This is a genomic window from Aureimonas jatrophae (assembly GCF_900104035.1).
Taxonomy (GTDB): domain Bacteria; phylum Pseudomonadota; class Alphaproteobacteria; order Rhizobiales; family Rhizobiaceae; genus Aureimonas; species Aureimonas jatrophae.
Genome location: NZ_FNIT01000018.1, coordinates 1 through 12273, shown reverse-complemented (window position 1 = coordinate 12273; position 12273 = coordinate 1). Strand labels below are relative to the sequence as shown.

Annotated in this window: 8 protein-coding genes; 6 read left to right on the top strand and 2 right to left on the bottom strand. The window is 69.3% G+C overall.

What is annotated here, in order from left to right; genetic code table 11:
* The first annotated feature begins 134 nt into the window (after positions 1 to 134).
* Positions 135 to 1607 (top strand): serine protease, encoded by a 1473-nt coding sequence (locus BLQ76_RS20870; RefSeq protein ID WP_244519763.1) that lies wholly within the window; start codon positions 135 to 137, stop codon positions 1605 to 1607.
* Positions 1608 to 1691: 84 nt separating this feature from the next.
* Here the strand turns inward: BLQ76_RS20870 and BLQ76_RS20865 are convergent, their stop codons facing one another.
* Entirely contained in the window at positions 1692 to 2051 is a 360-nt protein-coding gene (locus tag BLQ76_RS20865) for a hypothetical protein (RefSeq protein WP_090677152.1), read from the bottom strand.
* Positions 2052 to 2318: 267 nt separating this feature from the next.
* Between BLQ76_RS20865 and BLQ76_RS20860 the strand changes: the two genes are divergently transcribed.
* Positions 2319 to 4352 carry a PhoX family protein gene (locus BLQ76_RS20860; RefSeq protein WP_090677151.1) on the top strand — a complete coding sequence of 678 codons (2034 nt, stop codon included), beginning with the start codon at positions 2319 to 2321 and terminating at the stop codon, positions 4350 to 4352.
* 252 nt (positions 4353 to 4604) lie between these two features.
* On the opposite strand, the gene BLQ76_RS20855 is transcribed toward BLQ76_RS20860, so the two are convergent.
* Positions 4605 to 5843, bottom strand: a complete 1239-nt coding sequence (locus BLQ76_RS20855) for a lytic murein transglycosylase (protein WP_090677150.1) — start codon at positions 5841 to 5843, stop codon at positions 4605 to 4607.
* A 193-nt stretch (positions 5844 to 6036) separates the two neighbouring features.
* On the opposite strand from BLQ76_RS20855, the gene BLQ76_RS20850 reads away from it, so the two are divergent.
* The 4 genes from BLQ76_RS20850 (at position 6037) to BLQ76_RS20835 (ending at position 11799) form a co-directional block, all read left to right on the top strand.
* Positions 6037 to 7212 (top strand): PAS domain-containing sensor histidine kinase, encoded by a 1176-nt coding sequence (locus BLQ76_RS20850; protein WP_244519762.1) that lies wholly within the window; start codon positions 6037 to 6039, stop codon positions 7210 to 7212.
* Between the two features lie 133 nt (positions 7213 to 7345).
* Complete coding sequence (locus BLQ76_RS20845; protein WP_244519761.1) at positions 7346 to 8095, top strand: ABC transporter ATP-binding protein; 750 nt, start codon at positions 7346 to 7348, stop codon at positions 8093 to 8095.
* Positions 8085 to 10610: an ABC transporter permease gene (locus tag BLQ76_RS20840; RefSeq protein ID WP_090677148.1), complete on the top strand. Its 2526-nt coding sequence runs from the start codon at positions 8085 to 8087 to the stop codon at positions 10608 to 10610. Before BLQ76_RS20845 ends, BLQ76_RS20840 begins: the two co-directional genes overlap by 11 nt.
* A gap of 76 nt (positions 10611 to 10686) precedes the next feature.
* Positions 10687 to 11799 (top strand): lipocalin-like domain-containing protein, encoded by a 1113-nt coding sequence (locus BLQ76_RS20835; RefSeq protein ID WP_244519760.1) that lies wholly within the window; start codon positions 10687 to 10689, stop codon positions 11797 to 11799.
* Positions 11800 to 12273: the final 474 nt, after the last annotated feature.

The window sequence follows — 12273 nt, the reverse complement described above, 5'->3', positions numbered from 1 at the left end:
GGTTTTCCACACGCCCGAGCAATGATAGAGAAAAACTCAAGGCCTAAAGCTTGACAAAACATTAATCCGCCGGGATCGAAAACGCCTCTCTTGCGTTTATCCCCCGGACTGATTTGGGGCTTGGGGATAACACGATGCGCGCATCCATCACCGCGATGTTGACCGGCCTTGTCCTGTGCGCGTCGCCTTTGGCCCTGCCCGCCCACGCCTCGCCCGCGAGCGAGCTGGCGGCCGCCTACAACCAGAACACCGACATCGCCTTCCGAAAGGGCCTGCAGACGCGCCTGGCGTGGAGCGGCGACTACCAGGGCACGTTCGACGGCGAGGTCGGACCGCAGACCCTGCGGGCCGTGCGCGACTTCCAGGCGCGCCACGGCATGGTGGCCGACGGCGTGATGGACGAGCGCTTCCTGCGCGCGCTGATCACCGCGAGCGACAAGACGCGCGACGCGGTCGGCTTCACCTTCGCCGACGACACCGCCACCGGCGCGCGCGTGGCCCTGCCCGGCGCGCTGGTCGAGCCGGCCGGCGACACCGAGATCGGCCGCATGTGGCGCTCGGCCGACAGCCGCATCGAGATCGAGACCGTCCGCTTCAACGACGGCCACACGCTGGACCGCGTCTTCGACGTCCTGTCCGCCAACGGACCCGACCGCCGCGTCGCGACCGCCGAGCGCAAGGGCGACGGCTTCACGATCCGCGGCATCGAGGAAGGTCGCGACTTCCTGATCCGCTTCCAGGGTCGCGGAACCGACCTGCGCGGCTTCTCGGTCGCCTGGAGCGATCAGGACGCGCTCGTGCGCCCCTATGCGCAGGTCGCGGCCGAGAGCTTCCAGCCCTTCGCCCGCGAGCCCGCGGCCGAACTCGGCCCAATGGCGAAGCTCTTCGAGTCGGGCCGCGCCGCCGGCGTCGCCTTCGGCGAGGAGGCGGCGACCGCCCCCACCAAGCCCTCGGCGCCGGGCGGCGGAACCTCGGGTCCGGGCTTCGACTCCTCGGGCACCGGCTTCGTGGTGTCGAACGACGGCTGGCTCCTGACCAACGCCCATGTCGCCAAGAGCTGCAAGACCGTTCTGGTCGGCGATCTCGGCGCGGCCTCGCAGGTCGTGGTCGACGAGGATCACGACCTCGCGCTGGTGAAGATGGACAAGCCGCTCGGCAAGCCGCTCGCGATCGTCGGCGGCAAGCCGCGCCTCGGCGAGGACGTCCTGGCGCTCGGCTTCCCTCTGCGCTCGATCCTGGCCGACAGCCTGAACGTGACGCGCGGCAACGTGTCCTCGCTCATGGGCCTGATGAACGACGCCAACTACCTGCAGATCTCGGCACCGGTGCAGCCCGGCAACTCCGGCGGCCCGTTGGTTGATCTCGCGGGCCGCGTGGTCGGCGTCGTCACCGCCAAGCTCAATGCGGTGGCGGTTGCCGATCTCACCGGCGACATCCCGCAGTCCATCAACTTCGCGATCCGCCCCGACGCGGCCACCCGCTTCCTCGAGACGCACAACGTCCGCTACGAGACGGCGGATGCCTCGGCGGCGCTGGAGAGCGTTCCGGATGCGACCGCGAAGGTGCAGGAGTCGGTCTATCCGGTTCTATGCCTCGGTTCGAAGTAAGCCGGCTCATCACCAAAGCTTGATACGAAAAATCGAAGGGGCGCTTCCCGGCGGAAGCGCCCCTTCTCGCTGTCGGTAGACCTGTCAGTTCGCGGTGGCGCGCTCGAAGGTCGAGGACACGGTGACGCGCTCGCCCGCAACGCTGGCGCCCGCCGCCGGCAGACGCAGCGTGCGGCCCCCGTGCTCCACCACAAGTACTCCGCCGTCGCTCGTGTCGCTGGCCATCTCGGCCTCACGGATCGGACCGATCTCGCGCCCGTCGGCGCTCATCGCCACGCGGCCGACGAAGCTTTGCGGATCGGTCGCGCCGACGCCCGAGTCCACCTCCTCGCCGGAGTTGAGGGCCGGAACGGCGGGCTGCGTGGCCGTGCCCGGGGCGGGCTGCGACAGAACGGGAGAGGCCAGCGACGCGGCAAGCGCGACGGCGATCAGAAGAGGCTTCATCAGGGGACCTTTCGGCGGGATCGACAGGATCAAGGGCGACGGTCCCGGGAGGATGGCCGAGCCGTCTGCCGACGAGGTGACGTCGCATCCCCGCCCGCCGTTCCCGTGTCATGGAAACTTCATCCAAACCCTTGGTTTAGGCGCAACGCACGGCGGCCAGCCGACCGGCAGGACGTCGCCATCCGCGACCTCTGTCATCGAACTGTGACGTTCGCCCCCTAGGGCGGTTCTGGAACGTTTCCAGAAACGCGATCCCAGGATTTTGTGATGACCGACCACGCAGCCCGTCAGGCCGCCTTTCCCACCAGCCGCCTCGAGGAAGCCGACGGCGAGGGTCTGAACCCGACCGCCAACACGACCATGGGCGAGATCATCGCGCGCCGCTTCTCGCGCCGCGACATCCTGCGCGGCTCGTTGGCCGCGGCCGCGATCGCCGCGACGGTCAGCCCGGCGGCGCTTCTGGTCGCCGACGAGGCCCGGGCCCAGGGCTCGGCCGGCAATGGTTCGCGCTTCACGTTCCCGGAGGTCGAGGCCGGCATCGACGAGCGTCACCACGTGGCCGAAGGCTATGACGCGGACGTTCTGCTGCGCTGGGGCGACCCGCTGTTTGCCGACAGCCCCGTCTTCGATCCGACCCGGCAGACGCCCGAGGCGCAGCGTCGCCAGTTCGGCTACAACAACGATTACGTCGGCTTCATTCCGCTGGACGGCTCCTCCGAGCACGGCCTCTTGGTGGTGAACCACGAGTACACCAACGAGCACCTGATGTTCCCGGGCATCGTCCAGGTGGTCGAGGAGGCGGACGCGAAGGATCCCGCCAAGAAGGTCGCCAAGCTCAAGATCGCGGATGCCGACCAGAACCGCGTCGACGTCGAGATGGCGGCCCATGGCGGCACGATCGTCGAGATCCGCAAGACAGACGGCAAGTGGCAGGTCGTGCGCGACGGCGCCATGAACCGGCGCATCACGGCCGATACCGAGATGATGCTGACCGGCCCCGCCGCCGGATCGAACCGCCTCAAGACGTCGGCCGACGCGAGCGGCACCAGGGTCCTCGGCACGATCAACAACTGCGCCGGCGGCGTCACGCCTTGGGGCACCTACATCATGGCCGAGGAGAACATCCACGGCTACTTCACCGGTAAGCTGCCGGAGAACCATCCCGAGGCCGCCAACTTCAAGCGCCTCGGCATTCCCGAGGGCACCTACAGCTGGGGCCGGTTCCACGATCGCTTCGACGTCGCCAAGGAGCCCAACGAGGCCAATCGCTTCGGCTGGATCGTCGAGGTCGACGCGATGGACCCGACCTCGGTGCCCCGTAAGCGCACCGCGCTCGGTCGCTTCAAGCACGAGGGCGCCGACAACGTCGTCAACAAGGACGGACGCGTCGTCTTCTATCTCGGCGACGACGAGCGCTTCGACTACGTCTACAAGTTCGTGACGAAGGGCCGCTACAATCCCGACGACCGCGCCGCCAACATGAACCTTCTCGACGAGGGCACGCTGTACGTCGCCCGGTTCGCGGACGATGGTGTCATGACCTGGATGCCGATGGTGTTCGGCGAGGGTCCGCTCACCGCCGAGAACGGCTTCCAGAACCAGGGCGACGTCCTGATCGAGACGCGCCGCGCCGCCGACCTTCTGGGCGCGACGCCGATGGACCGGCCCGAGGACATCGGCCCGAACGCCGAGAACGGCCGCGTCTACGTGATGCTGACCAACAACACGCGCCGCAAGGACACCCAGGTCGACGGCGCCAACCCGCGCGCCAACAACGCCTTCGGGCACATCATCGAGATCGCGGAAGAGGGCGGGGACTTCGCCGCCACGACGGGTCGCTGGGAGGTTCTCCTGAAGTGCGGCGATCCCGCCGTCGCCGAGGTCGGTGCGACCTTCTCGACCGAGACCACGCGGAACGGCTGGTTCGGCATGCCGGACAACTGCCACGTCGACACCGACGGCCGTCTCTGGGTCTCCACCGACGGCAACTCGCCAAAGGCCACCGGACGCACCGACGGTCTCTGGGCGGTGGACACCGACGGTCCGGCGCGCGGCACCTCGAAGCTGTTCTTCCGCGTGCCGGTCGGCGGCGAGATGTGCGGCCCGCTTCTTCTGCCGGACATGCAGACGGCCTTCGTCGCCGTGCAGCATCCGGCCGACGGCGGCGAGGATTGGGACGGCTTCGGCCGCCTCTCCTACTACGAGGACCTTTCCACCCGCTGGCCCGACTTCCAGCCGGACATGCCGACACGCCCCTCGGTCGTCGCCATCACCAAGCAGGGCGGCGGCCGCATCGCCTGAACGCGTGCGCTCGGGGGCCGAGGCGAAGCTACCGCCCCGGTCCCCGTCCGGGAATGACGTCCCGGACCCTTCCTTTTATGGAACTGTCTTTTCCATGCCAAAAGGAGGCCGCTGGCCCCCGTTGGTAGGAAACACTCTTCAAGGAAAGGGGGGTAGGGAAACCATTCCCGTCCTTGAGACGGGCGAGACCCGTGGCTCGCCCGGGCCCCGTCGAGGGCGGATTCCCGTCTGGGGAGACCCTGAACGCGCGCGCTACCCGGCGATGCGCACGGTCTCGCGCGTCGGCCAGCAGGTGGCGGGCCGGCCGGCCGCCTCCTCGGCGGCGCCGAGCGAGCGGCGGGTCTTGAAGCCGGCGAGACCGTCGGTTCCCCCGACATCCATGCCCTTGGCCTCGAGACGCTGCTGAAGGCGGGAGACCTCGCCCCGGGTCAGGCCCTTGGGCGCGGACCACGGCGTCTGGAAGGCGCCCTCCGCGCCCGCGATGCGGTCGGCGAGGTGGCCGATGAAGAGGGCGTAGAGGTCGGAGTTGTTGTAGCTCTTGATCGTATAGAAGTTGGGTGTCGCCACGAAGGCGGGGCCGAAGCGGCCGGCCGGCATGAGAAGCGTGCCGGGCTGCCGCGCCTCGGCGGCGGGAAACGGCTTGCCGGAGATGCGCGTGATGCCGGCACCGGCCAGGTCGGCGACGGGGCGCATGCGATCGGGGCCCTCGATCGTGCAGGAGACCGTGGCGGGCACGCGCGCCTCGAAGCCCCAAGGGCGGCCCGCGACCCAGCCGGCATCCTGAAGGTAGACCGCGATCGACAGGAGCGTATCGGGCACCGAGTTCCAGATGTCGCGGCGGCCGTCGCCGTCGCCGTCGCGGGCGAGTTCGCGGAACTTGGTGGGCATGAACTGCGGCTGTCCGAGCGCGCCGGCCCAAGACGAACGCATGTCGGCGACCTCTCGGTCGCCGTCCTGGACGATGCGCAGAGCGGCGATCAGTTCCTCGCGGAACATGGCCTTGCGACGGGCGAGATAGGCCTTGGTGCCGAGAACCTCGAAGGCGTTGTGCGGGATCTTCGCGGTGCCGTAGCCGGACTCCCGGCCCCAGATCGCGACGACGATCGGGCCCGGCACACCGGTCTGGCGCTCGATGCGGCGCAGGAGGTCGGCATGGGTGCGCAGGAGCGCCCGGCCTCGCGTCACGGTGCCGGCCATGCGCTTCTCGTCGAAGTAGCCGGCGGGACTCGAGAACTCGGCCTGCCGGTTCACCTCCTCGACCGGCGCCGTTTCACCGGGCAGGACGAGGTCCGGCAGGTCGAGGTTCGGATGGACGGCGCCGAGCGCCCGGTCGAACACGGCGCGCGACACGCCGTTGGCCCGGGCCTCCGGCCAGATCTCGCGCTCCAGGAACTGCCGGAAGCCGCGCTCGATCTCGGGCGGCGCGGCCTGCACGCTGCCGGCCATGAGAAGCAGAACGGCCGTCGCCGCACCCTGGATCGCTCGGCGCATAACGCCTCCGTTTCACGTGAAACACTCTCGGCTTCGGTTACAGCCCGGGACTTGTGTCGGCCTCGTGGCGTTGCCTATTCGCCTCACGCGACCTTGTCCTGCACCAGGGAGCGCCGGCGACCGTTGACAGGGCCGGCCACTGCTCGCCAAGAAGAACGAACCCGATACGTTTGGACGGTCTGAGACACTCCGCTTGATCCCGCTTCGTCCCGAATCCGATCCCGAGACGTTCGAGGACTACCTGCGCAAGCAGGGTTGGATCGGTGCGGCGATCCTCGGCAAGACCTGGGCCGAGACCTCGCTCGGACCGATCGCCGGCTGGCCGCAGGCGTTGAAGGCGACGATCCGGCTGGCCCTGGGGTCGCGCCAGCACATGGTCTTCTTCTGGGGACCCGATCTCCTTCAGTTCTTCAACGAGGCCTATTCGCCGACCATCGTCGGCATGCCGCCGGACCCGATCGGTGCGCCCTTCGAGGTGTACTGGGCCGAGGTTCTGGAGGGCGTTCGCCCCTTTGCGGAACAGGCGTTGTCGGGCCATGGAACCTGGTACGAGGACCTTCCTCTCCGTTTGACGCGCGGCGGGGTGACCAAGGACACCTACTGGACCTTTTCCTATTCCCCGCTCTACGACGACGCGGGCCGCATCAGCGGCTTCATGAACGTCGTCAACGAGACCACGAGGACGGTCGAGGCCCGCAACGCGCTGGCGGGCGCCAACGCACTGGTCGCCAGCGAATACGAGAAGACGCGGCAAGCGTTGACGAGCCAGCGCGAGGCCGAGAAGCGACAGCGTCTCCTGCAGCGCGAACTGGCCCATCGCATGAAGAACACGCTGGCCATGGTGCAGGCCGTGGTCACCCAGAGCCTGCGCCACGCGCCGAGCCTGGACGAGGCGGCGGAGGTCGTGTCGGCCCGCATCCAGGCGCTGGGTCGCGCGCAGGAGATGCTGACCGAGGCGAACTGGGAAGCCTCCGACATCCGCGAGGTTCTGGAGACGGCGCTCGAGCCCCACAAGGACGGCGACGATCGCTTTCGGTTCCAGGGGCCCGCGGTCGGCTTGTCCAGCCAGCAGGCGATGGGCCTGGCGCTCGCGGTCCACGAACTGGCCACCAACGCCGCGAAATACGGCGCGCTGGCGCAGGAGACGGGTCGCATCGAGGTGTCCTGGACCGCGCAGGACGACCGGTCCTTTCTGTTCAGCTGGAGCGAGAGCGGCGGTCCGCCCGTCGCGGCCCCCGACCGCAAGGGGTTCGGCAGTCGTCTGGTGGAGCGCGTCGTGCCCGGCTACTTCGTCGGGCGCGGCGAGTTGCGCTACCGGCCCGATGGCTTGGCCTACAGGCTGAACGGGTCGCTCGACCCCGAAGCCTGACCGCCGGCCCCATGGGCGGCACGACGCCGCGTCTCGGCTCGCTTGGCTTGACTCGAACAGATTCGGCTCGACATGCGCCTGACCCGCCGCCGATCCGCGGTGCGGGGCAGCGATGTCATGCCGAGAGCCGCCCGTGTCCGATCTTCTTGCGCCCGTGCGCGCCCAAACCCGTCCGGACGATCGACCCGGCGAGTCCCTTCAGGTGTCGGGCCTGGCGAAATCGGTGCCGGGCGGACGCCAGCTGTTTGATGGGCTCTCGCTTTCGGTCGCGGGCGGCGAGATCGTCGCCATTCTCGGCGAGTCCGGCGTCGGCAAGTCGACGCTTCTCAACATCCTGGCCGGTCTCGACGAGCCGGACCAAGGCGAGGTGCGGGTCGGCGGCGAGCGGATCGGGCCGCTCGACGAGGCGGGTCGAACGCGGTTGCGGCGCGAGCGGATCGGCTTCGTGTTTCAGGCCTTCCATATCCTTCCCTATCTGACGCTCGGCCAGAATGTCGGCCTGCCGCTCGCCCTGGTGCGCAGCGACGCGCGCGCGATCGGCGAGCGGGCACGGGCGATGCTGGAAGCGGTCGGCCTGGGTGGCCGAGCGGAGGATTACGCGCGCGATCTCTCCGGCGGCGAGCTGCAGCGCGTCGCGATCGCACGGGCGCTGATCCACGAGCCGGCGTTGATCCTGGCCGACGAGCCCACCGGCAATCTCGATCCCGACACGGCGGCCCGGGTCCTCGATCTTCTGGCCGCCGCGGTGCGGCGGACCGGGGCGGCGGCCGTGATCGTCACGCATTCGCGCGCCACCGCTCGCATCGCGGATCGCGTGCTGACGCTGACCGCCTCGGGCCTGCGCGACGATACAGCGAAGGAGGTCTTGGCGGATGGCCGCTGAGGCGGGACTGGCGAGCGCTCGCCTCGCGCTCGGGTGGCTGGTGCGCGGCGAAACGCGGGCCCATCCCACGCGCTTCCTGCTGACGGCGCTCGCGATCGCGGTGGGCGTCGCGCTGGGCTTTGCGGTTCATCTCGTCAACGCCTCGGCGCTGCAGGCCTTTGACGGTGCGGTGCGTGGCGTCAACGGGGCGGCGGACCTTGCGGTCCGCGCTTCGAGCCCGCTCGGGTTCGACGAGGCTCTGTACCCGGTCATCGCGCAAACCGAGGGCGTCGCGGGCGCCAGTCCCGTGGTCAGCCTCGACGCCACGATCGGTGCCACGCGCGTGACGCTTTTGGGTCTGGATGCCTTCCGTGCGATGGCCGTGACGCCCAGCCTCGTTGGCGTCGCCGACGATATCGACACGCGCTCCGAGAGCCCGTTCGCCCCGGATGCCCTGTATCTGTCGCGGGCGGTCCTGTCGGACCTCGGCACGGGGGTTGGCGAGCGCGTCACCGTCGATGCCAACGGACGCCAGGTGGAAATGCGCGTGCGGGGCGTGCTGCCGGGCGTTGCGGAGGGCCAGCGCATCGGCACGCTCGACATCGCGGCTGCGCAATGGCTCTTCGACCGCCTCGGCCGTCTCGATCGCATCGACCTGCGGCTCGGCAACGATCCGAACGGCACGCGCGACCGCATCGCTGCGCAACTGCCCGGTGACGCGTCGCTCGGCGGCGCCGACGAGGAGGCGGCCCAGGGCAATGCCCTGTCGCGCGCCTACCGCGTCAACCTCGACATGCTGGCGCTCGTGGCGCTCGTGACCGGCGGCTTCCTGGTCTTTTCGGCTCAATCCCTGTCGGTGGCGCGTCGCCTGCGCGTGTTCGCGCTGATCCGAACCCTTGGCCTGCCGCGCGGGGGCGTGATCGCGGCAGTGGCCGCGGAGGGTCTCGTGATCGGCCTTGTGGGCTCCCTGGTGGGTCTGCTGGGGGGATGGGGTCTGGCGGTTGCGCTTCTGCGCTGGTTCGGCGGCGATCTGGGCGCCGGCTACTTTCGCGACGGCGCGGCGGGCGTCGCCTTCCAGCCGGCCGCGGCGCTGGTGTTCCTGCTGCTGGGTCTGGCCGCCGCCCTTCTCGGCAGCATCCTGCCCGCGCGGGCCGCCAGCCGCGCGGCGCCCGCGGCCGCCCTCAAGAACACGGGCGACGCGCTGGATCCGCGCCGCTCGCCGCCGCTGGCACCCGCGCTCTGGCTTCTCGGAGGCGGCACGGCGCTGGCCTTTCTTCCGGCCGTCAACGGCCTGCCGATCTTCGGATTTGCGGCGATGGCGCTGATCCTGGCGGGCGGGGTCGCCGGGGTACCCTGGCTTCTGCGTCGCCTTCTGGCCCCTCTGCTGCGGCGACCGCCGCGCGCGGCGCCTGCGCTCCTCGCCCTGCGCCATGTTCATGGCGCCCCGGGCGAGGCGGCGACCGCGCTGTGCGGCATCGTGGCGAGCACGGCCTTGATGATCGCGATGGCGACCATGGTGACGAGCTTTCGCGTGGCGGTGGACGACTGGCTCGGCGACGTTCTGCGTGCCGATCTGTATCTGCGCGTGGAGTCGGGCGCGGGCTTCGATTCCGCCCTTCAGGCGCGCCTGCGCGCTGTTCCGGGCGTTGCGGCGATCGACTTCAGCCGTCAGCTTCCGCTGTCCATCCGTCCGGGACAGCCGCCCGTCGTCCTGATCGCGCGGCCGGTCGCCAGCGAGCCCGCCACCTCCCTCGCCCTGATCAGCGAAGCGCCTGCAACCGGCGACGCGACTCCGATCTGGGTTTCGGAGCCCGCCAGCCGAATCTACGATTGGAAACTCGGGCAGCGCATCACGTTGCCGATCGGCGGAGCGACGGCGTTCACGGTCGCCGGCGTCTGGCGCGACTATGCCCGCCAGCAGGGCGCGATCGCCGTGCGGATCGAGGACTACGAGCGCCTGTCGGGTGACGGGCGGCGGGACGAGGCGGCGGTGACACTCCAGGTCGGCGCCGACGTGGGCCGAACCGGCGACGCGCTGCGCGGTGCGCTGGGACCCGAACTCGCCCGCTCCGTCTCGATCGCCGAGCCGGCCACGCTGCGCCGCTTCGCGCTGGATCTCTTTGATCGCTCCTTTGCGGTCACCTATCTCTTGGAAGCGGTCGCGATCCTCGTCGGTTTGGCGGGCGTCGCCGCGACGGTCTCGTCGCAGACCGTGGCCCGCATCCGCGAGTTCGGCATGCTGCGCCATATCGGCGTCGCGCCACGCCAGATCGTGGCGATGCTGGGCTTGGAGGGCGCGCTGCTCGGGCTCGTCGGGGCGCTGGCGGGCGTTCTCCTCGGTCTCGGTCTGTCGCAGGTGCTGATTCATGTGGTGAACCCGCAGTCCTTCAACTGGACGATGACGACGCGCGTGCCCATCGGCACGATCGTTGCGGTGGTCGCGGCGCTTGCACTGGCGGCGACCGTGACCGCGATGGTGGCGGCACGACGGGCCACCGCCCGCGACGCGGTGCTGGCCGTGCGCGAGGATTGGTGATGGGTAGACGCGCAAGCCATCCTCGGGCCGGCGGCCTCGCTCCTTTGTTGTCCCTCGTGCCGGCAGGGATCGTTCGATGAGATATCCTGCGCTTTCGCGGCGACGTCTCCTGACATGGATGGGCGGTGGTGCGCTGGGTCTGGTCGCTGCAGCGCCTGTCCGGTCCCGTGCGGCGACGCCCTATCCGGTGGTGCGGCCCGGTGTCCCCCTGGTGTTCCCCGAGGACCACGGAGCGCATCCCGCCTTCCGAACGGAATGGTGGTACGTCACCGGCTCTTTGACGCTTCCGGACGGCGACGAGGTGGGATTTCAGGTCACCTTCTTCCGCACCCGTCCTCCCGGCGGCGAAGGGGACAATCCCAGTCGCTTCGCACCAGACCAGATCTTGTTCGCGCATGCGGGCTTGTCGGACCCCAAGGTCGGCCGCATCCAGACGACGGAGCGGGCGGGGCGCGAGGGTTTCGGGCTGGCTTTTGCGGCAACCGGCGACGCAAACGTCGCGATCAGCGATTGGTTCTTTCGAAGAACAGCCGAGGGCCGCTTCGAGACGCGGGTGGGCGACGAGGCATTCGAGTTCGAGTTGCTTCTCGAGCCGACCACGCCTCCCCTGCTGCAAGGCGAGAACGGATACAGCCGCAAGGGGCCGGCCAGCGAGAACGCCAGCTACTACTACTCGCTCCCGCAACTGCGCGTCTCGGGGCGCGTGAGGGAACGGGCGCGCGGAGACGTGGCGGTGACCGTCACAGGACGCGCCTGGCTCGATCGCGAATGGTCCTCCGACTACATAGCGGGGGGAGCCGTCGGTTGGGACTGGACCGGCTTGAACTTCGACGATGGGTCGGCCCTCACCGCGTTCCGCTTGCGAGCTGCGGACGGCGGGACCTCCTATGCGGGCGGCTCGTTCCGCGATCCGTCGGGTGCGGTCGAGATCCTGGCGCCTGCGGCGGTCTCGTTTACGACGCGATCCACCTGGCGCTCGCCCCGATCGGGTGGCGTCTATCCGATTGATCCGATCGTCGAGATCCAGTTACGCGAGCGTCGCCTTCGGCTTGAGCTCGTCCCGGTGATGGCGGACCAGGAGGTCGACAGTACGCTGGGCTTGCCGATCTACTGGGAAGGGCTCGTGCGCGCATCGGGCTGCGCGGGCTATCTCGAGCTGGTCGGCTATGGAAGCCAGGCGCGGTTCTAGGCGGACGGCGCAGTCGACAACCGAGGCATTCGGTCGTGCGAGCGACGCGTCTGCGCTCGTTTCGAGCGCGGTGCTTTGCGGCTGGTGTGAGTTCCGCGATCGCCGTCGCGGCCGTCGTTTTGGGTAGTGGGGTGAGCGCCGTCTTGTGACGGGTTTACGTTTGTCGCTGGTGACGGGTTTGGGACTGGGAGCGATTGGTTCGACGGTGGGTTCGCGGACGCTGGGGGAGGTGATTGTGGCGGGTTTGCTATCGGGCAATGCGGCGTTTGTGTTGGAGGGTGCGGTGTTGATCGGGCTTTTGGCGCTGGTGGTATCGGGTGCGATGGAGGGAGTAGGGAGATGGGTGGGCGCGGGGCGACGATAGGGGGTATTGCGCGCTGTGTTGCGCGCCGATCGGTTGCCGGCGCACAGCAAAGCGCCCGCCCGAGTTTCCCCGGGCGGGCGCTTTGGTGATGAGGTGAGAGAGGATGCGAT

Bases quoted from the DNA above. Each gene is read 5' to 3' on its own strand.
- BLQ76_RS20855 (WP_090677150.1), bottom strand. From the start codon at position 5,843: ATGCGCCGAGCGATCCAGGGTGCGGCGACGGCCGTTCTGCTTCTCATG.
- BLQ76_RS20865 (WP_090677152.1), bottom strand. From the start codon at position 2,051: ATGAAGCCTCTTCTGATCGCCGTCGCGCTTGCCGCGTCGCTGGCCTCT.
- BLQ76_RS20835 (WP_244519760.1), top strand. From the start codon at position 10,687: ATGAGATATCCTGCGCTTTCGCGGCGACGTCTCCTGACATGGATGGGC.
- BLQ76_RS20860 (WP_090677151.1), top strand. From the start codon at position 2,319: ATGACCGACCACGCAGCCCGTCAGGCCGCCTTTCCCACCAGCCGCCTC.
- BLQ76_RS20870 (WP_244519763.1), top strand. From the start codon at position 135: ATGCGCGCATCCATCACCGCGATGTTGACCGGCCTTGTCCTGTGCGCG.
- BLQ76_RS20840 (WP_090677148.1), top strand. From the start codon at position 8,085: ATGGCCGCTGAGGCGGGACTGGCGAGCGCTCGCCTCGCGCTCGGGTGG.